The organism is Janthinobacterium sp. TB1-E2, from assembly GCF_036885605.1.
Taxonomy (GTDB): Bacteria; Pseudomonadota; Gammaproteobacteria; order Burkholderiales; family Burkholderiaceae_D; genus Janthinobacterium; species Janthinobacterium aestuarii.
Genome location: NZ_CP142523.1, coordinates 2,627,300 through 2,647,345 on the forward strand (window position 1 = coordinate 2,627,300; position 20,046 = coordinate 2,647,345).

Annotated in this window: 18 protein-coding genes; 5 read left to right on the forward strand and 13 right to left on the reverse strand. The window is 64.6% G+C overall.

Features of this window, described 5'->3' with window-relative positions; translation table 11 throughout:
* Positions 1-11 precede the first annotated feature (11 nt).
* The 11 genes from OPV09_RS11950 to OPV09_RS12000 form a co-directional block, all read right to left on the reverse strand.
* Positions 12-713 (reverse strand): ABC transporter ATP-binding protein, encoded by a 702-nt coding sequence (locus OPV09_RS11950; RefSeq protein WP_338681857.1) that lies wholly within the window; start codon positions 711-713, stop codon positions 12-14.
* Complete coding sequence (locus tag OPV09_RS11955) at positions 706-1,419, reverse strand: ABC transporter ATP-binding protein (protein ID WP_034757316.1); 714 nt, start codon at positions 1,417-1,419, stop codon at positions 706-708. Before OPV09_RS11955 ends, OPV09_RS11950 begins: the two co-directional genes overlap by 8 nt.
* Positions 1,412-2,374 carry a branched-chain amino acid ABC transporter permease gene (locus tag OPV09_RS11960; protein WP_338681859.1) on the reverse strand — a complete coding sequence of 321 codons (963 nt, stop codon included), beginning with the start codon at positions 2,372-2,374 and terminating at the stop codon, positions 1,412-1,414. The genes OPV09_RS11955 and OPV09_RS11960 overlap by 8 nt, the downstream gene beginning before the upstream one ends.
* Positions 2,371-3,243 carry a branched-chain amino acid ABC transporter permease gene (locus OPV09_RS11965; protein ID WP_034757323.1) on the reverse strand — a complete coding sequence of 291 codons (873 nt, stop codon included), beginning with the start codon at positions 3,241-3,243 and terminating at the stop codon, positions 2,371-2,373. The genes OPV09_RS11960 and OPV09_RS11965 overlap by 4 nt, the downstream gene beginning before the upstream one ends.
* 108 nt (positions 3,244-3,351) lie before the next feature.
* Positions 3,352-4,518 (reverse strand): ABC transporter substrate-binding protein, encoded by a 1,167-nt coding sequence (locus tag OPV09_RS11970; protein ID WP_072454650.1) that lies wholly within the window; start codon positions 4,516-4,518, stop codon positions 3,352-3,354.
* Positions 4,519-4,578: 60 nt separating this feature from the next.
* A complete protein-coding gene (locus OPV09_RS11975; protein WP_338681861.1) occupies positions 4,579-6,117 on the reverse strand; it encodes a class I adenylate-forming enzyme family protein in 1,539 nt (512 codons plus the stop codon).
* 11 nt (positions 6,118-6,128) lie between these two features.
* Complete coding sequence (locus OPV09_RS11980) at positions 6,129-7,283, reverse strand: acyl-CoA dehydrogenase family protein (protein WP_338681862.1); 1,155 nt, start codon at positions 7,281-7,283, stop codon at positions 6,129-6,131.
* Positions 7,284-7,334: 51 nt separating this feature from the next.
* Complete coding sequence (locus OPV09_RS11985; protein ID WP_035817702.1) at positions 7,335-8,159, reverse strand: IclR family transcriptional regulator; 825 nt, start codon at positions 8,157-8,159, stop codon at positions 7,335-7,337.
* A gap of 285 nt (positions 8,160-8,444) precedes the next feature.
* Positions 8,445-9,374: an alpha/beta hydrolase gene (locus OPV09_RS11990; protein WP_338681863.1), complete on the reverse strand. Its 930-nt coding sequence runs from the start codon at positions 9,372-9,374 to the stop codon at positions 8,445-8,447.
* Positions 9,371-10,231 (reverse strand): alpha/beta fold hydrolase, encoded by an 861-nt coding sequence (locus tag OPV09_RS11995; protein ID WP_034757345.1) that lies wholly within the window; start codon positions 10,229-10,231, stop codon positions 9,371-9,373. Before OPV09_RS11995 ends, OPV09_RS11990 begins: the two co-directional genes overlap by 4 nt.
* Positions 10,232-10,244: 13 nt before the next feature.
* A complete protein-coding gene (locus tag OPV09_RS12000; RefSeq protein WP_338681864.1) occupies positions 10,245-11,306 on the reverse strand; it encodes a sugar phosphate isomerase/epimerase in 1,062 nt (353 codons plus the stop codon).
* A 140-nt stretch (positions 11,307-11,446) separates the two neighbouring features.
* On the opposite strand from OPV09_RS12000, the gene OPV09_RS12005 reads away from it, so the two are divergent.
* The gene (locus OPV09_RS12005) at positions 11,447-12,055 is read left to right on the forward strand and encodes a TetR/AcrR family transcriptional regulator (RefSeq protein WP_219328305.1); all 609 of its coding nucleotides are present in this window, start codon (positions 11,447-11,449) and stop codon (positions 12,053-12,055) included.
* Positions 12,056-12,071: 16 nt separating this feature from the next.
* Here OPV09_RS12005 and OPV09_RS12010 read toward each other — a convergent pair whose 3' ends face one another.
* A complete protein-coding gene (locus OPV09_RS12010) occupies positions 12,072-12,443 on the reverse strand; it encodes a flagellar basal body protein (RefSeq protein WP_219328306.1) in 372 nt (123 codons plus the stop codon).
* Positions 12,444-12,646: 203 nt separating this feature from the next.
* Here OPV09_RS12010 and OPV09_RS12015 point away from each other — a divergent pair, with 203 nt between their 5' ends.
* The 4 genes from OPV09_RS12015 to OPV09_RS12030 all read left to right on the forward strand — a co-directional run bounded on the left by OPV09_RS12015 (position 12,647) and on the right by OPV09_RS12030 (position 17,053).
* A complete protein-coding gene (locus OPV09_RS12015) occupies positions 12,647-13,798 on the forward strand; it encodes a dienelactone hydrolase family protein (protein WP_338681866.1) in 1,152 nt (383 codons plus the stop codon).
* A gap of 111 nt (positions 13,799-13,909) precedes the next feature.
* Positions 13,910-15,376: an NYN domain-containing protein gene (locus OPV09_RS12020; protein ID WP_338681868.1), complete on the forward strand. Its 1,467-nt coding sequence runs from the start codon at positions 13,910-13,912 to the stop codon at positions 15,374-15,376.
* Positions 15,377-15,462: 86 nt separating this feature from the next.
* A complete protein-coding gene (gene trhA, locus OPV09_RS12025; RefSeq protein ID WP_070304340.1) occupies positions 15,463-16,080 on the forward strand; it encodes a PAQR family membrane homeostasis protein TrhA in 618 nt (205 codons plus the stop codon).
* A gap of 91 nt (positions 16,081-16,171) precedes the next feature.
* A complete protein-coding gene (locus OPV09_RS12030) occupies positions 16,172-17,053 on the forward strand; it encodes a LysR family transcriptional regulator (RefSeq protein ID WP_319992747.1) in 882 nt (293 codons plus the stop codon).
* A gap of 16 nt (positions 17,054-17,069) precedes the next feature.
* On the opposite strand, the gene OPV09_RS12035 is transcribed toward OPV09_RS12030, so the two are convergent.
* The gene (locus OPV09_RS12035; RefSeq protein WP_070304342.1) at positions 17,070-19,955 is read right to left on the reverse strand and encodes a bifunctional diguanylate cyclase/phosphodiesterase; all 2,886 of its coding nucleotides are present in this window, start codon (positions 19,953-19,955) and stop codon (positions 17,070-17,072) included.
* Positions 19,956-20,046: the final 91 nt, after the last annotated feature.

Below are 20,046 nucleotides of genomic sequence, written 5' to 3' on the forward strand. Positions count from 1 at the left end.
GCCGATGTCACTCAGCGCGCAAAATACAGTTCGTGCAGGTGCTCGAGGTCGACGTCAAGCGCCGCCTGCGACAGCGCCACTTTACCGCTTTGCATCAGGTAGACGTGATCGGCCACGCCCACGGCGCGCGCCGTGTTCTGTTCCACGAGGATGATGGTGCGCTTGCCGTCGTTCAGGCGCGCGAGAATCTCGAACAGCTCGTTGACCACCAGCGGCGCCAGGCCCAGCGACGGTTCGTCGATGATCAGCAGCGACGGGTCCGACATCAATCCCCGCGCCATGGCCAGCATCTGCGCCTCGCCGCCGGAGAGCGATCCGGCCAGCTGCTTGCGCCGTTCGTGCAGGCGCGGGAACATGGCATAGGCTTCGGCCAGGCGCGCCGGCATGTGGCTGCGGTGCTCCTTCGGAAACGCGCCCATGATCAGGTTTTCTTCCACGCTCATGTCGCGGAACGTCATGCGCCCTTCCGGAATCATGGTGACCCTTGCGTCGCTCATCTTCCACGTCGGCGTGCCGTTGATGGACTGGCCGTCGAGCGCGATGCTGCCCGCGCCGACCGGCAGCAAGCCCATGATGGCGCGCAGCAGGGTCGTCTTGCCGGCGCCGTTCGGGCCGATGATGGTGGTCAGCTTGCCCTTCTGGATAGCCAGCGACACATCCCACAGCACATTGATGGCGCCATAGCCGGCGCGCAGGTTTTCAATTTTAAGCATGGGCTGCCCCTGTATAGCTTTCGATGACGGCCGGGTCGCGGAAGACGGCGTCGGGCGTGCCGTCGGCGATCAGCTGGCCAAAATTGAGCACGGCCACGCGCTGGCACAGATTGCTGATGGTCTCGATGTCGTGCTCGATCATGACGATGCCCACGCCAAAGGCGGCGTGCAAGTCCTTCAGCATGCCCATGAAGCGGCGTTTGCCGTTCGTTTCCAGGCCCGCCAGCACTTCGTCGAGCAGTAGCAGTTTCGGATTGGTGGCCAGCGCCTTGGCCACTTCCAGCGCTTTCAATTCCGTCAGCGCCAGTTCGCTGGCCGCGTCGCGCCCGGCCTTGTCAAGCAGGCTCGTGAAATCGAGGATTTCATCGATCTTGCGCATGTCGACCTTGCCCGTGCCGAAGCGCTGCGCCACGACGAGGTTTTCGCGCACCGTCAATTCATGCATCGGTTGCGGGATCTGGAAGGTACGCCCCAGTCCCAGGCGCGCGCGCTGGTACATGGGCGTGGCCATGATGTCGCGTCCTTCGAAGCGGATGCTGCCGCTGGTGGGACGCACGAGGCCCGAGATCGCATTGAACAGGGTGGTCTTGCCGGCGCCATTCGCGCCCACGAGGCCGATCACGTCATGGCTGGCCACTTTCAACGTGACGGAATCGACGGCCGTCAGGCCGCCAAAGCGCACGGACACATTATCGAGTTCAAGCATGTGCTTTCTCCTTTGCTTTGAACATTTTGCGTAGTAGCGGCAGCAAGCCGTTCGGGCTGAAGACGATCATCGCCACTAGCAGCACGCCCAGCACCAGCTGGTGGCCCGTGGGGATCAGCGACTTGAAAATGAGCTGGTCGACCAGGTAGACCACCACGGCACCCAGCACGGGGCCGAGTATCGTGCGGTAGCCGCCGAAGATGGCCGCCACGATCGGCAAGGTCACCCACAGGCTGTTGAAGGCGTAGTCCGGTTCCAGGAAGTTGATGTAGTGGGCGTTGAAGGCGCCGAACAGGCCCGCCATGAACGCCGACACGAGCAGCATCGCGCCTTTCAGCAAGGTGCTGTTGACGCCGACGACGCGCGTGGCGTCTTCGCTGTCGTGCATGGCGCGCAGGGCGATGCCGTAATGGCTGGCGCGGATGCGGCTGTAGGCAAATGCGCATGCCACCACCAAGGTCAGTACGACCAGGTAGGCGCCCGTCTTGCTGGCCAGATCGAAGCCCAAGACGGTGGGCAAGGTGGGAATATTGTTGATGCCGCCGGCGCCGCCCGTGACGGAACTCCATTCCGTCGCCAGGATGCGGAAGATGTGCGCATAGGCGAGGATGGCCAGCGCAAAATACGGCCCGCGCAGGCGCAGCACGGGCAGCATGATGACGGCGGCGATGGCCGCGCCCGCGCCGCCCAGCAGCATGGCGGCAAACACGGGCAAGCCCAGTTTCACGGTGGCCAGCGCGGAGACATACGCGCCCACGCCGAAAAACGCCGCATGGCCGAAGCTGACCATGCCGCCCAAGTTACCGAGCAGGGCCCAGGACATGGCCACGCCGCCGATGATCAGGGCCGCCACCACCATGCTCATCACGTACTGGTTGGCGCCCAGGGCCAGCGGCACAGCGATATAGGCGGCCAGTAGCAGGCCCGTTGTTGAAATCAAAGTCGAGCGCTTCATCCGCGCCTCCGTTGTGCGCCGAACAAGCCGTTCGGCATGATGAACAGCACCAGCAGGAACAGCACCATGCCCGACAGTTCCTGCAGCGCGGAGCTGGCCAGGGTGACGGTCAGCGCTTCTGCCACGCCCAGCAGCACGGCGGCCAGCAGCACGCCGGGGATCGAGCCGATGCCGGCCAATACCGTGATGATGAAGGCTTTGACCGTCAGCGCGCCGCCGTAGGCGGGCTGGATCACGCCATAGCTGAACAGGGCGACGCCGGCGAAGGCGGCCAGGATGCCGGCGACCAGAAAGGACACGAGTTCCGTGCGGCCCGGGTCGATGCCCATCAGCTTGGCCGCGTCGCGGTTGCTGGAAACGGCGCGCACGGCGCGGCCATACCAGCTGGTCGACAGCCAGCGCCACAGGGCCGCCATCAGCACCAGGCTGACGCCAAAGAAAATCACTTCGCTGCGCATGCTGAAAAACGGGCCGATCTCGATGCCTTCCTGCAGCCAACTCGACGACGTCGAACGGATGTCCGCCTTCCATACGAGCAGGATGAAATTGGTGAGGATCACGCCGATGCCGTAGGTGAGGATCAGCGAATTGATTTCGCGGTCTTTCTTGATGCGGCTGACGATCAGGTACACGCCCACGGACGTCAGGCTGACGATCACCAGCGCGATGGGAATGGCGAACATGGGGCCGAGTCCAAGCCCGGATTCCACGCTGTAGGCGATGTAGGCGGCCAGCAGCACCAGTTCGCCGTGCGCCAGATTGATCACTTTCATGGTGCCGAAGACCAGCGCCAGTCCCAGTGCGATCAGGGCGTAGGAGCCGCCCTGCAGCAAGCCCGAATACAGGGCTTGCAAGATTAATTCTGTCATGTCGTCATCCCGTCAGGCCACTTTGGCGCATCGCGAAGATGCGCCAGGGTGGCCGTTCATCGGTGCGCGTCCGTGCGGGCGCGCGCGTGTGCAGCGGGAGGCTGCCGTTTACCAGGGCAGGGCTGGATAGGCCAGCTTGCCCGTCGCGTGTTCCTTCGGCCAGACGATGACCACTTTCTTGTCCTGGTGCTGCGCCATGCGGTGCACGAAGTTCTGGTTGTCGCCATTGGCGGCAAACTGCACGCGGCCGATCAGGGTTTCGCGGTCCGTCTTGCGCATTTCCTCGGCCACGCCGCCTTTCTTGATGGTGCCCTTGTCGGCCGCGCGCGCGATCGCCTCGAACAGCAGCATCGATTGCACATAGCCGAACTGGCCCAGGTAGTCCGGCTCCTTCTTGTACAACTGCTTGTAGGCGTCGCTGAAGGCCTTGCCGTCGGCTGTCTTGAATTCCGTGGGGAAGGGCAGCAGTGCCGTGCCGAACACGTTCGGCATCAGGTCGGGGAAGTCGGCCGCCATCTTCGGCGTGGCCAGCGACCACACGCCCACCATGGCCTTGATCTTCGGTTTCAGCACGCGCGCGGCGCGGATGATGCCCACGTAATCGTTTTCGTAGCCGACCATGGCCACGACTTCCGATTTGTCCTGCAGCTTGATCTTGTTGATGATGGGCTTGAAGTCGGTAATGGCCGGGTCGAACGAGTGCGTTGTCACTTTCACGCCCTTGGCGGCCAGGGCTTTTTCCACGTCTTTCGCCAGGCCCGTGGTGGCGTCCTTGGTCGAATACACGATGGAGACGGACTTGGCGCCCACGTCCTGCAGCAATCCCAGCATGGCTTTTTCGTAGCCGGCCGTGTTATTGATGCGGAAAAAATTCTTGCGCCCGCTGGTCACCAGGCTGTCGTCCACGCCGCCCGAAGTGATGTAGACGAGGCCCAGTTTATTCGCCGTGTCCGAGGCGGGCGAGATATTGTTCGAGCCATAGCCGCCCGTGATCGCCACCACGCCCTGGCTGGCCAGCTTTTCCACGGCGGCGATGGCCTTGGCGGGGGCCGATTCGTCGTCGACGGTGATGATCTTGATCGTGTGCTTGCCGTTGGTCTTGTTGAATACCTCGGCCGCGACCATGATCCCTTCCTGCATGCCGGCGCCGACGCGCGCCAGGTTGCCCGTCAACGGGATTTCCGCGCCGACCAGGAATTCGTCGGCGCTGGCGTTTGCCATCCAGGCGCTGGCAACCAGCGCTGCCATGGCGATGCGTGTGTAGGTGCGTTTCATCGTGTCTCCTCCGGTGATGTGGCTTGGTTTTATTGTCGGGTCTGGTACAGCAGGGTTAATTCACAGGGTATTCTGCGCCATTTGCCGCAGTTGCCCCTTCAAAATCTTGCCCGTGGCGGCGGCCGGCAGCGCTTCCATGACGATGATGGCGGACGGGCATTTGTACGGCGACAGGGTCTGCGCCAGCCAGGCCTGCAATTGTGCCACGCTGGCGGGCTGGCGCGGGTCGAGTTCCACATAGGCGATGACGTCCTCGTTGCCATCGGCGAGGGTGCGTCCCACCACGGCCGACTGCACCACGGACGGGTGGGCGTTCAGGGCCGTTTCCACTTCCAGCGGATACACATTGAAGCCGGAGCGGATGATCAATTCCTTGGTGCGTCCCACGATGAACAGCGCGCCGTCGGGATCCTGGCGCGCCATGTCGCCCGTGTTCAGCCAACCGCCGTCGCGCATGGCGGCCGCCGTCATGGCCGGCTCGCGGTAATAGCCGGCCATGATGTTCGGCCCGCGTATCCACAGCTCTCCCGGCTCGCCCGGCGCCACATCCAGGCCGGCCACGTCCACCACGCGCACTTCCACGCCGGGGATCGGCATGCCGACGGAATCGTCGCGGCGTGGCGTTTCCAGGCGCGTCTGGCTGATGGTGGGCGCGCTTTCCGTCATGCCGTAGCCATTGTGCAGCGCGGTGCCCAGCAGCTTTTCCACCTCGTGCTTGAGCGATGGCGCCAGCGGCGAGCCGCCCGCATACGCAAAGCGCAGCCGCGTCGGCAGCGGCGTATCGGCCCCGCCCAGGGTTTGCAGCAGTTTGGCGTACATGGCGGGCACGCCCTGCACGATGGTCAATTCATCGTCTTTCAATGCGGCCAGCAAACCATCGACGGAAAAGCGCGGCACCAGATATAAGGCGGCGCCCGCATACAGCGTGCCCAGTGCCACCGAGGCCAGGCCGTACACGTGCGAAATCGGCAGCACGCCGTAGGCGCGGTCCGTGCGCGTCAAGCCGCGCAAGTTGCTGGAGACGGCGGCGATGAACAGCAGGTTGCGGTGCGTGAGCATCACGCCTTTCGACTGCCCTGTCGTGCCCGTCGTGTAGATCAGCGCGGCCACCTGTTCGTTGCCGGGAACCGTGTCTTCCGCGATGGCCGTCTCGTTCAAACCGCCCGCCAGCAGCTCGCCCATGCCATCGACGGTGACGGGGCTGGCCCCGCGCCGCGCCGCATGAGCGGCCGCTTCCGGCGAGGCGCCGGCCAGGAACAGCACGCGCCGTGAGGAACTGTGCGTAGCGATGGTATCGATCTCGCGTGCCGACAGGCGGGCATTGACGTTGACGATCCACGCGTCGATGCTGGCGGCCGCGAAGATCAGCGCCACCTGCAGCGCGCCATTTTCGCCCACCACCATCAGGCGGTCGCCGGCGCGCACATCCAGCTGGCGCAGCAGCAGCGCCGCATGTTCCACACAGTGCTGCAGCTGCGCGTAAGTCCAGTGGCGGCCACCTTCATGCAGCGCCGGCGCATCGGGCGCACGCGCCGCCCAGTAGGCGGGGATGGCCGACAGGCGCGCCGGCAGGCCGGCCAGCAGGGAAGGAATGTCCATCGCGGCCTCCTTCACTTTTGCGCTGCCTTGATCATGTTGCGGGCGATGACGATCTGCTGGATCTGCGTCGTGCCTTCGTAAATGCGGAACAGGCGCACGTCGCGGTAGAAGCGTTCGGCCGCATATTCACTGATGTAGCCGGCGCCGCCGTGGATCTGCACGGAGCGGTCGGCCACGCGGCCGCACATTTCGGAGGCGAACAGCTTGCAGCACGACGCCTCCGTCGAGATGTCTTCCTTGTTGTCGCGCCGGCGCGCCGCGTCGAGCACCATGCTGCGCGCCGCATAAATCTCGGCCTTGCTGTCGGCCAGCATGGCCTGGATCAGTTGGAATTCCGCGATGGGCTGGCCGAACTGCTGGCGCTCCATGGCGTAGGCGAGGGCGTCGGTCAGCATGCGTTCGGCCGCGCCCACGCAGACGGCGGCGATGTGCAGGCGCCCTTTGTCGAGCACCTTCATGGCTGTTTTAAAACCCACGCCTTCCTTGCCGCCGATGATATTCGCGGCCGGGACACGGCAATTTTCAAAGATCACGTCGCAGGTATGCGCGCCTTGCTGGCCCATTTTTTTATCGACTTTTCCCAGCGAGAGGCCTGGCGTATCCTTTTCCACGATGAAGGCGGAAATGGCCGAGGCGCCGCGCTTGACGGGGTCCGTGCGCGCCATCACCGTGAAGATGCTCGCTTCCGGTGCGTTGGTGATATAGCGCTTGCTGCCGTTGAGGATATAAAAGTCGCCATCGCGCACGGCCGTCGTGCGCAGCGAGGCCGCATCGGAACCGGAACCCGCTTCCGTCAGGGCGAACGAGCCGATGATCTCGCCCGCCGCCAGCTTGGGCAGGTAGTATTGTTTTTGCGCTTCCGTGCCGTCGATGACGATGCCTTGCGAGCCGATGCCGTTGTTGGTGCCGATCAGCGAACGGAAGGCGGGCGAGGTACGGGCGATCTCGAAAGCGACGCGCACTTCTTCTTCCATGCTCAGTTCCAGGCCGCCGTACGCTTCCGGAATCGACAGGCCGAACAGGCCCAGTTCGCGCATCTGCGCCACGATGGCGGGCGGGATCGTATCCGTTTCAGCCACCAGCGCCTCGTTCGGCACCAGCACTTCGCGCACGAAACGGGCGATGCTGTCGAGCAGGATGTTCAGGGTTTCTTCGTCGCGTATCATCGGTTTCCTCGGCGCTTTGATTTGATCTGTCGTTGAGAGGGGGCGCGCAGTCTAACCGCGGCCCAGGTTTTTTTCCACTGTCTTGACGAGGGCCACCAGGCGCGGTCCCAGGTCCGATTCGAGCTTTTCGCGCGACAGCAAAAAGGCGGGGCCGCCGCAATTGAAGGCCATCACCTGTTCGCCGTCGGCGCCCAGCATGGGTACGCCCACGGCATGCACGTCGTTCTGCCACTCGCCGGCCGAGATGCAAAAGCCCCGGTCCTGGTAATCCTTGAAGCCTTGTTCGATGCCGGCCTTGATACGGGGCCAGCGTTCCGTCTCGTGCACCCTGGCGTGGTCCATCAGGTAGTCGCGCTCGGCCTGCGGCAGGATGCACAGCAGGGCCTTGCCCATGGCCGTCGTCATCAGGGGAATGCGCGAGCCGACATCGAGGCGCAAGGTGACGTTGGCGCTGCTGCGGCACGTCTCCACGTAGACCATGCTGAGACGGTCGCGCGTGCCCAGCGAGACTGACGCTTGCGCGTGTTCCGCCAGTTCCTCCATCAGCGGGCGCGCCATCTTGCGCACGTCCAGGTTCGACAGCATGCGGTAGCCGAGGGCCAGCACGCCGGCGCCCAGCTGGTACTTGCCCAGGCTGTCCGAGTAGTTCAGGTAACCGAGTTTGGTGAGCGTGTAGGTCAGGCGCGAAATGGTCGGTTTCGGGATGCCCGTGCGCTTGGCCATGTCCGCGTTCGACAGATAGACTTCGCCGGGACGAAAGCAACGGAGCACTTCCAGTCCACGCGCCAGCGCGTTGACGAACTGGCGGTCCTTGCCTTCCTCGTCATCGCCGAAGACGATGAGTTCCGGATCTGCTGCGGTCTGAATATTGGTCATATTTGCATTCATTTTCAGGCTCCCTGGAAACCAGTTTGCCTAGCCAAATTGTGCATGTCAACCGTTTTGTGAAACATTCGTTCGCACAGCGAAATGGTGCGGTGCATGAACGGTGCGGGAGAAATGTCTGAAAAATTGACGTACGCAAGCGTTTCGGCGCTTGTCGCCTGAGCATCGCCAAACTAGACGGTATACGTCGGAAGGGAACACCATGGCTATTGGAGACGCCGTGATGCCGGCCCAGCAGGCCGCCGCCGTGGAGCCATTCCCGGCGGCGGATTTTTCTTACACTCCCAGCGCTGTTCGCATCGCCTGGCCAGCCACGTCGAACAATCCCCGCGCCGCTGGCGTCAATCCCGGCATGTGCATAGCCGCATGGATCATGCCGTCGAGCTGCGCGCATTCGGCCGCCACGCCATCGTCGCGCAGCCGCCGCGCATACGCCACGCCTTCGTCATGCAGCGGGTCGTACTCGCACACGAGCACGGTTGCCGGCGGCAAGTCCTTGAGCGAAGCTGCCCGCAGCGGCGCCGCATAAGGCTGCATGCCATCGGCCGGTTCGTTCAGGTAGGCTGACCAGCAAAAACGCATGGCTTCCCGTGTCAGCGAAAAGCCTTCCGCATGGCGCTGATACGAAGCTGTGTCGAAGGCGAAATCGAGGGCCGGGTATAGCAGCAACTGGTGCGCCAGCGCGGGCCCGGCCTGGTCGCGCGCCATCAGGGCGGCGGCCGCCGCCAGGTTGCCGCCCGCGCTGTCGCCGCCCACGGCGAGGCGCTTCACGTCGACACCCAGCGCCGCCGCATGCTCGGCGACCCAGCACACTGCCCGGTAAAAATCGTCGAGCGGCACGGGAAACTTGTGCTCGGGCGCCAGCCGGTAGTCGACGGAAAAAATCACGCAGCCGGTGGCGTTGGCCAGCGCGCGGCACGGGTTGTCGTACAGGTCCAGCGAGCACAGACACCATCCTCCCCCATGCGCAAAGACGATGGCCGGCAAGGGCTGGCCCGTGTCCGCACCGGCCGGCACATAGGCGCGCACGGTGAGCGCAGGCTCGCCGGGCAGCACGTAATCCTTGATGGCCGTGACGTCTTCCAATGGCCCGTGCAGCTGGCGCAGTCCCGTTTCCGTGGCCGCCCGCAGCGCTGCCAGCGAGGCGGGCGGCGGCGCATCCTTTGTTTCCTCCAGCCAGGCGGCGATCAGCGGATCGAGGCTCACGCCAGCTCTCCGGCCAGGAAGGGCAGCAGGTGGGCGATGAATGCTTCCGGCTGTTCTTCCATGATGAAGTGGCCGCATTCGGCGACGATGGCGCCTTGCAGATTGTCCGCCTTGCCCTGCATGGTCAGCAGGGGCGCGTCGTTGGTCGCATGGTCGGCGCCGATGGCCAGCACGGGCATGGCCAGGCTGCGCTTGGCCCGCTCGAGGTTTTGCTTGATGGTTTCGGGTATGGCGCGGTAGTAGGCGAAACCGGCGCGCAGGGCGCCCGGCGTGGCGTAGGCATCCGCATACACGTCGACGGCCACCTTGTCGCGGCGGTACGACCAGCGGTCGAAAATGAAGCGAATGTACTCGCGCTCCTTGCCCGCCGTGAGCATCTCCGGCAAATCGAGCACCTGGTTGAACATGAAGTGCCACAGGAAGATATTGTCGGACGGCGCAACAAAAATCGGCGGCGCGGGCGCCAGGCCGGGAATGACGGCTTCCGTCAGCGCCAGTTTCGTCACGGCTTGCGGGAAGTCGCTGGCCAGCGCATAGCCGACCCACATGCCGATGTCGTGGCCGACCACGTCGTACTGCGCATGGCCCAGGGCCAGCATGGCGCGGTGCAGGGTGGTCGCCACGGCGCCCGTGTCATAGCCGCCGGCCGGGCGGTCCGAATGACCGCTCCCCGGCGGATCGATGGCGATGGCCCGGTAGCCGCTGGCGGCCAGCGCCGCCATCACGTGGCGCCACGCATACCAGGTCTGCGGCCAGCCGGGGATCAGCAGCACGGGTTTGCCGTTGCCGGTACCCGCGATGACGCAATGGAGGCGCTGGCCGTCGATGCGGACGTAGTCGTGAATGAAGTCGTTCATAAGGTTTCCTTGATTAGTTGTGCCGGATGCCCAGCAATTGATGGATCTGTTGCGCGCTGACGGGGGCGCCGGCGAAGTCGTCGAAGATCTTGTCGGTCACAGGAATGATGTGGGCGTTGATGAAGGCCACGCCTTCGCGCGCGCCCACCTCCTGGTCCTTCAGGCAGCACTCCCATTCCAGCGTGGCCCAGCCCGCGTAGTCGTTTTGCGCCATCTTCGAGAAGATCGCCTTGAAGTCGACCTGGCCGTCGCCGAGCGAGCGGAAACGCCCGGCGCGGTTTTCCCACGACTGGTAGCCGCCGTAGATGCCTTGCCGACCTGTCGGATTGAACTCCGCATCCTTCACATGGAACATGCGGATGTGATCCTTGTAGATGTCGATGAATTCCAGGTAGTTCAGCTGCTGCAGCACGAAGTGGCTGGGGTCGAACAGCATCTTGCAGCGCGGGTGGCGTCCCACGCGCTCGTAGAACATCTCGAAGCTGATGCCGTCATGCAGGTCTTCGCTCGGGTGGATTTCGTAGCACAGGTTGACGCCCTGTTCCTCGCACACGTCGAGGATGGGCAGCCAGCGGCGCGCCAGTTCGTCGAAGGCCGTTTCGATCAGGCCGGGCGGGCGCTGCGGGAACGGGAACAGGTAGGGCCAGGCGAAGGAACCGGAAAACGTGCCCATGTCCTTGAGGCCCAGGCGTTTCGACGCCATGGCCGCCAGCTTGACTTGCTCGATGGCCCACGCCGTGCGCGCTTCTGGCTGGCCATGCAGGTGTGCCGGCGCGAAGCTGTCGCACAGCGCGTCATAGGCCGGATGCACGGCCACCAGCTGGCCGAAGATGTGCGTCGTCAGTTCGCTGATGACGAGGCCATGGCCGGCCAGCATGGCGACCAGATCGTCGCAGTATTGCTGGCTGTGTGCGGCCTGCGCCACGTCGAACAGGCGCGCATCCCAGGCAGGAATCTGCAGGGCCTTGAAGCCCATGCCGGCCGCCCACTCGGCGATGGCGGGCAGGGTGTTGAAGGGCGCCGTGTCGGCGGCGAATTGGGCCAGGTGCAGGCTCGGTCCTTGAATGGTTTTCATATCGGCTCCTATTGTTTGTCGATCGACAAAGAATAGGCGAAATTTTTTCCGCGGTCAAGGCGGTCATGCAAAATAATTGGCGAACGCACCGTCGGCGCCAGGCGTTATACTGGCCGCCAGTTCGCAAGCAGAGGATAGAAATGGCAGGAAGACCGAGGGAATTCGACCGCGCGCTGGCGCTGGCAAAAGCGCGCGACGCGTTCTGGATGCGCGGCTACGAGGGCGTGTCGATGGCCGACCTGGTGGCGGCGCTGGGCATCGCCTCGGCGCGCATCTACGCGGCCTTCGGCTCGAAGGAGCAGCTGTTCCGCGAAGCCGTGGAACTGTATGAAACGGGTGAGGGCGCGTTTGCCGTGCACGCGCTGGCCGCCAGCCTGAATGTGCGCGACGCGGTGGCGCGCATGCTGGAAGAAGCCGTGCTGCTGTACACGCGCAGCGGCCAGCCGCAAGGCTGCATGGTGGTCACGGCCGCCACCAACACGAGCGCGGAAAACGCGGGCATCGCCGACTGGCTGGCGCAGCACCGCCGCGCGCGCACGCAAGCCGTCATCGAGCGCCTGCGCGCGGCGCAATTGGCGGGAGAATTGAAAGGCGAAGCGGACGTGCAGGCGCTGGGCGACTATTATGCGGCGCTGCTGCATGGCTTGTCGGTGCAGGCGCGCGACGGCATTCCCGCCGAGCGGCTGCTGGCGCTGATACGGCCGGCGATGGCGCCTTTGGTGCTGGAAATGAAAAACCAGGCTACCTAATCGATAGCCTTCAGGTTCAAGTCTTGACGTCGATCAGGCTGCCCAAGGCCTGGTCGGCTGCCTTGACGACATTCGCCGATAAATTAAAACCGGCCTTGTAGACGAGGTTATCCGTCAGTTCGGACGCGAGGCCCACGCCGTTTGGCCGGCTTTCGGCCGCCTTGGCCGCATTCGCATTGGCGCCGCTGACGCTTTCGCTGGCGGCCAGCTTGCGCCCTTCGATGGACAGGCTGACGCCCGTGCCGGCCGGGCTGCTTTCCTGGAATTCGGCCTTTTGCGGCTGGAAACCCGGCGTATTCGCATTGGCGATATTGTTGGCGGCCACATCCAGCGCGCGCTGGTTGGCGGTCAGCCCCGAGGTACCGGTGGTAAGGGCGGATATGGACATGGCAACTCCTTCAGTATGCGCCCAGTGTACTCCCGTCAACAGGAAAAGTGGTTGGTGCAAGGCAACAATTTTTCCCCAGGTGGTTGCCGTAAAAAATATGTGCGTCACGTAATTTTTTTATATTGTTCTGTGGCATTTCACTGTCTAGACTGGCAGGGAAGTCATCCACGGAGTCCGCCATTTTTCACCTGTTTCGCCCCATTTTGCTGGGTTTGCTGCTCAGCCTGCCTTGTCTGCCACTGAAAGCCCAGCTTGTCCCCTCGCCGTTGCCGCTCGATGCGCGCCTGAACGAGCAAGTCATCATGGTGCCGGCCGGTGACGGTTTGCGCGAAGTGCTGGAGACGACGGTGTTTCGTCCCGCCGGCCCCGGCCCGTTCCCCCTGCTGCTGATGAATCACGGCAAGCAGGCCGGCCCGGCCCGGCTGCAGCAGCGCGAGCGCTTTATCTATATGGCCACCGAATTCGTGCGCCGCGGCTATGCGGTGATGCTGCCCATGCGCGCCGGCTTTGCCCGTTCCACGGGCGCCTACCGCGATTTCGGCTGCGACATGCTGGGCAACGCGCAGGGCCAGGCGCGCGACATGCTGGCCGCGCTCGCGTATGCGCGCCGCCAGAGCTGGGTCGACCCGCAGCGCATCGTCGTCGCGGGCCAGTCGTATGGCGGCATGGCGGCGCTGGCGCTGGCCACCCGGGTGGTGCCCGGCGTGCGCGGCGTGCTCAATTTTTCCGGCGGCTTGCGCGTCGACATGCCAGGCTGCGACTGGCAAGGGGCGCTGGCCAAGACCTTCGCCACCCTGGGCGCCTACAACCACATTCCCAGCCTGTGGCTGTATGGCGCCAACGATTCCTATTTCGGGCCGGTTCTGGCGCAGCGGCTGTTTCGCTCGTTTACGGGTTCCGGCGGCCAGGCGCAACTGGTCGCCTATGGCCCGTTCAAGCGCGACGCCCACCTGACCCTGGGCAGCCGCGATGGGGTGGCCGTGTGGCTGCCTGCCACCGAGCGCTTCCTGCAGAAAATCGGCATGCCGGTGCGCCAGGTCTACCGCGTGGCCGATGCGCCGTCGCCGCCGGCCACGCATTTCGCGCCGCAGGACGACATTGCCGCCGTGCCGTATCTGGAAGAGCAGGGCCGCGCCGCCTACCGCGACTTCCTCGAGAAAACCGCGCCGCGCGCCTTTGCCCTGTCGGCCAGCGGTGCCTGGGCCTGGGCCGAGGAGGGCGAAAGCCCCGACGTGCGCGCCCTCGCTTCGTGCCAGCGGCGCAGCAGCCTGCCGTGCCAGCTGTATTCGGTCGATGAAAGCGTCGTCTGGCCCGTCGACGGCGCCAGCGCGAGCGCCGCCGGCGGCGCGCAATAGGCCGCCGCGCACGATAGTTGTCGCCGAAACGGGGGATGGGCGAATATACTAGGGGAAAAGGGAGGCGTTGCGCTTCCCGTCCGCCCTTATCATCAGCGAGAATTCACCCCTATGGCGTCATCCCCAGAAAACCTCAGCATGGCCGTGTTTTGCGACTTCGAGAACGTCGCGCTCGGCGTGCGAGATGCAAATTACGAAAAATTCGATATCAAGCCCATCCTCGAACGCTTGCTGCTCAAGGGCAGCATCGTTGTCAAGAAGGCATATTGCGACTGGGACCGTTATAAAAGTTTCAAGGGCACCATGCACGAGGCGAACTTCGAGCTGATCGAAATTCCCCACGTGCGCCAGTCCGGCAAGAATTCGGCTGACATCCGCCTGGTGGTCGATGCGCTGGACCTGTGCTACACCAAGGCCCACGTCAACACCTTCGTCATCATCAGCGGCGATTCCGACTTTTCGCCGCTCGTGTCGAAACTGCGCGAAAACGCCAAGCAGGTGATCGGCGTAGGCGTCAAGCAGTCGACCTCCGACCTGCTGGTGGCCAACTGCGACGAATTCATTTTCTACGATGACCTGGTGCGCGAGAGCCGCCGCACGGCCGCCAAGCGTGATGCGCGCGAAACCCCGGCCGCCAAGCGTTCGCCCGACGAAGAAGTGCGCCGCAAGGAAAAATACGAGTCGCGCAAGACGGAAGCGATCGAGATGGCCGTTGCCACCTTCGACGCGCTGGTCTCGGAGCGCGGCGACAGCGGCAAGATCTGGGCCTCGATGCTGAAAGAAGCGATCAAGCGCCGCAAGCCGGACTTCAGCGAGTCGTACTACGGTTTCCGCACCTTCGGCAATCTGCTGGAAGAAGCGCAGACGCGCGGCTTGCTGGAATTTGGCCGCGATGAAAAATCGGGCGCCTATGTCTACCGCAGCAGCGGCCTGGTGCCTGTCGCTGCGCCCGTGAGCGGGGAAGTGGCCAGCGAAGCCATCGTCACCGGCGAGACCGGCGTGGCGGCGGAAGAGGGCAATCAGCGCGAAGGCGGCAGCCGCCGCGATTCGCGCCGCAATGGACGTGGCGGCCGCAAGCAGAACGAACAACGCCGCGGCGAGTCCGCGCCACAGGCCTTCGTGCCGGTGGCCGACGCCGAAGCAGTCGTCGAACAGTATGCGCCGGCGCCGCAGCCGGAGGTGCAGCACGAAGTAGCAGAAGCCGCCGCCGAGGTGGTGGCCGAAGAAGGCAACGCCAAGCGCGGTTCGCGCCGCAATGGCCGTGGCGGCCGCAAGAATGGCGATGGCGCCCGCGAAGCGCGCGCCGAAGTTGTCGAAGTCGCTGCTGTGGAAGCCATGCCTGAGCCGGTAGTTGAAGCGATCGTGGAAGCCGTCGCCGAAGCGAAGCCGAAGGCCAAGCCGCGCACGCCGGCCCGCAAGACGGCAGCGGCGAAGAAGCCGGCCAAGAAGGCGGCTGACGCCGTGGAATCGGCTCCTGTCGTCGAAGCGGCACCGGTGGAAATCGCGCCTGTAGCGGAAGACAAGCCAGCCAAGACGCCAGCGCGCCGTCCGGCACGCAAGAAGGCGGAAGCGGCTTGATTGAACCCCGCAGAGTAAAGCTGGGGTCAGACCCGGCGGGTCTGACCCCGGGTGTCTGCTGCGTCTTGGCAAAGCGGTATTAAGCCATGTACCACGGCGAACGCTTCAACAGCATCTCCCATACGGTGGGCGCCGCGCTGGCGGCCATCGGCGGCGTCATCCTGATCGTCGTGGCGGCCCGCACGGGCGACCCGTGGAAAATCGTCAGCTGCAGCGTGTATGCGGCCATGCTGCTGACCTTGTATCTGACGTCCACCCTGTACCACAGCGTGCGGGGCAAGGCCAAGGCCGTGCTGCAGCGGCTCGACCACTGCGCCATCTACCTGCTCATCGCGGGCACCTACACGCCGTTCATGCTGGTGACCCTGCGCGGGCCGTGGGGCTGGTCGCTGTTCGGCGTCGTCTGGGGCCTGGCCCTGTTTGGCATCGTGCAGGAATATGTGTACGCGAAAGGCGCGCGCATCCTGTCGCTGGTCATTTACGTGGCCATGGGCTGGCTGATCGTCATCGGCATCAAGCCGCTGCTGGCGGCGCTCGAGTGGAAAGGCTTCCTGTGGCTGGTGGCTGGCGGCCTGTGCTACACGGGCGGCATCGCTTTCTATGCCACCGACCACAAGCTGCGCCATGGCCACGGCATCTGGCATCTGTTCGTGCTGGCCGGCAGTAGCTGCCATTTTGTCGCCATTTTGTTCTACGTTGCCTGACGTTGTTGCCTGCCCTCACTGTTGCCATGGTTCCATTATAATGGCGCGATATGTGAAGATCGCGCAACAATGCGGCAATAATAAGGCAACAATGGATATCAATTCGGACGATCTGAAAATCTTCGTCACCGTCATCGACAGCGGCACCCTGAGCGCGGCCGCCGTGCACCTGGGGCAAACCACGTCGGGCGTCAGCCGTGCCCTGTCGCGGCTGGAAGACAAGCTGGCCACCTCTTTGCTGACGCGCACGACGCGGCGCATGGAGCTGACGGAAGAGGGGCAGCTGTTCCTGGACAAGGCACGCGCCATTCTCGCCTCGATGGAAGACGTGGAGGAATCTATCCGCATCCGCCGCCAGAAGCCGGCCGGGCGCCTGTCCGTCGATGCCGCTTCACCCTTCATGCTCCATTGCGTGGTGCCGCACGTGGCCGAATTTCGCGCCATGTACCCGGACATCCGCCTGGAACTGACCAGCAACGACCAGATCGCCGACCTGCTCGAACACCGCACCGATATCGCCATCCGCATCGGCGCCCTGGTCGATTCGACCCTGCATGCGCGCGCCTTGACTGCCAGCCCGCTGCACGTGCTGGCCACGCCCGCCTACCTGGCGCGCCACGGCGAGCCGGCCACGCCGGAAGCGCTGTCCGGCCACGCGCTGCTGGGCTTTGCCCAGTACGACCTGGGGAACAACTGGCCGCTGCGCCACGAGACGGGCAACAGCCTGCAGATCGTGCCCGCGCTGGCCGCGTCCAGCGGCGAAACCCTGCGCCAGCTGGCCCTGCACGACCAGGGCATCGTCTGCCTGTCCGACTTCATGACGAAGGACGACATCGCGGCCGGCCGCCTGGTGAAAGTGCTGCAGCCGTTCTATACGGGCTACCGCCAGCAGATCCACGCCGTCTACTACCGCAACACGCAGCTGGCGCAGCGCATCAGCTGCTTCCTCGAATTCCTGCAGCACAAGCTGTAAGGCCCGCGCCATATGTTCAAGTCAGGACGCCGCTGTCTTGCACCGCCGTATGCAGCAGCGCTTCCACTTCATGCGCGGGCAGCGGGTGGCTGAAGTAATAGCCTTGCGCCTCGTCGCAGCCATGGCGGCGCAGGTAATCTAGCTGCTCGGCCGTTTCCACCCCTTCGGCCACCACGCGCAGTTTCAGATTGTGCGCCAGCGCGATGATGGAGACGACGATGGCCGCGTCGTCCGCGTCGCGCGCCACGTCGCCGACGAAACTGCGGTCGATCTTCAGCACGTCGATGGGGAAGGTGCGCAGGTAGGCGAAGCTGGAATAGCCGGTGCCGAAGTCGTCGATCGACAGCTGCACCCCCAGCGCCTTCATGTCGTGCAGCTGGCTGACGGCCAGCGCCACGTCGTGCATGAACAGGCTTTCCGTCAGTTCCAGCTCCAGGCAGGCGGGCGGCAAGCCCGTTTCCAGCAGCACTTCGGCGATCGATGCCACCAGGTTAGGCTCGTTGAACTGGCGCGCCGACAGGTTCACGGCCAGGCGCAAGGTATCGAGTCCCGCCGCATGCCAGCGTTTCACCTGCGCGCACGCTTCGCGCATGACCCAGGCGCCGATCGGCACGATCAGGCCCGTGTCTTCCGCCAGCGCGATGAAGCGCTGCGGCGCCACCATGCCCAGGTCCGGATGCTGCCAGCGCAGCAGCGCTTCCACGCCGACGATGCGCCCGCTGGCCAGGTCCACCTGCGGCTGGTAGTGCAGCACGAACTGTTCGCGTTCTAGCGCGTTGCGTAGCGCCGTCTCGATGCGCAGGCGCTCCAGGGTGGCCTGGTTCATGGCCGTCGTGTAGAACTTGATGTTGTTGCGGCCCTGTTTCTTGGCGCAGTACATGGCGATGTCGGCCTGCTCGATCAGGTTCTGCGTCTCGCCATTCAGGGTCACGTCGCCGGGCGCGTCGTAGCGCGACATGTCGTAGACGGCCACGCCGATGCTGCAGGTGACGAAGAATTCCTTGCCATCCAACAGTACCGGCTGGGCCACGGCATCCATCACGCGCTGCACGATGGCGCTGCTGAGCACTTCGTCCGCCTGTTCGCACAGGATGGCGACGAATTCGTCGCCCGACAGGCGCGCCACCGTATCGCTTTCGCGCAGGCTGGCCTGCAGGCGCGTGGCGATGGTTTTCAGCAGCAGGTCGCCAGCCTTGTGACCGAGGCTGTCGTTGACGAACTTGAAGCGGTCGAGGTCGATCAACAGTACCCACAATGCGCGGTTCTTGCGGCGCGACAGGGCCATCGCCTGCGCCAGGCGGTCGCGCAGCAGGGCGCGGTTGGGCAAGCCCGTCAGCACGTCGTGGTGGGCGATGTGCTGGATTTGCTGCTCGGCCAGCTTGCGTTCCGTGATTTCGGAACCCGTGCCCCGGTAGCCGCGGAATTCACCGAGTTCGTTGAACAGCGGTTCGCCATTGATGCTGAACCAGCGCAGCTGGCCGTCGCGGTCGTGCATCGCATATTCGAGGTTGGAAAAGGGCAGGTGCGCTTCCAGGTTGGCGATATGCTGCTTGCCCCAGCGCGAATTGCGCATCTCCGGATTGTTTTCCCAGCGCGTCATGCCGATGAAGCGTTCCAGCGGCATGTTCGACTTGTCCGTGAAACCGCTGGTGATGTGGGTAAAGCAGAAGTTGGCATCCTGTTCCCAGTACCAGTCCGAGGACAGGGCCAGCAGGCGGCGGAAGCGCTTCTCGCTTTCCTGCAGGGCGCGCTCCGTGCGCTGGCGCGCCCGCACGTCGGCGCTGAGCAGCTCGTTGCTGCGCTTGAGGTCGGCCGTGCGTTGCTCCACCAGCAACTGTACGCGGCGCGAGCGCTGCGTCAGCGACTGCACGAAAGCGGCCGTCAGCAAGCTGAACAGCAAGCCCGTGATCACGGTGAATAATGAGCCCAGATGGTCGGCCAGGAAGGGGCGCGGATGGGCCACCACGCGCACATGCCAGGGCCGGCCGGCGGAAGTAAAGGCCCGGTCATAATGGTCGTGGTAGGCAAAGTGCAGCCAGCGCGGCAAGGATTCCCAGGCGCCGCCAGCTTCGTTGGCGGGCGCCTGGCCATGCCGGAAGATCAATTGGCGCGGGTCGGCGCCGGCGTCCGCGTAGACGCTCAGTTCGAGCTGCGGGTCGCCCAGCAGGTCGGCGCCGGCGAGGATTTTCTGCACCAGTTCCCCGGCCAGGATGACGGCCGCCGTATCGCCGATCAGCGCCGCGCGCCGCTGCTGCACCGTCTGCAGGGGCGCGCCGTGGCGGTACACGGGATGCACCATGACGAAACCTTGCCGCGGTCCCTGCGCCAGGGCCAGCAAGCCGGTGGCGGTGGTCTGGCCGCTGATGATCGCCTGTTCCAGCGCGCGCGCCAGCACGCCGTTCGGGCTGACGTTCAGGCCGAAGGCTGGGCCGTTGCCCTGCAAGGGTTCGAGGTAGTCCACCACCAGGTAGCTGGCGCGCGTCGTCGCGGGCACGACGACGCCGTCGCGCATTTCCGTCATGGCGTAGTCGGGCACGATGCGCCGCAGCTCCGCTTCGAATGCGGCGCGCTGCGCATGCGGCACGATGCGGTGGAAATTGAAGGCCTGGATGAACGGGTGGCGCCGCAGCAGCGGCGTGGTGAAGTCATGGAACTGTTCGCGCGTGACGGGCACGACGGCGGCAAACAGCTGGTTCGTCGTCGTCAGCACCTCGACCGCATCGTCGAGTCCCTGCTCGATGGCGGCCACCCTGGCGCCGGCGCGCTGCTGCAGGCTCAGGCTCATCTTGTCGTATTCGAGCTGGCTGATGGCGGCGAACAGCACGGCCGTCACGCTGACGCCGCAGGCAAAGGTCAGCGCGGCCGCGGCGGAAATCGACAATGGCAGGCGGCCACGCAGCATGGTTTTTCCTATCTCACTTCATGGTCACTTGGGTTCCGCAGCGCCTGCCGGCCCCACGCAGGCCGTAGTTTGTCATAAACCACATCCGGCA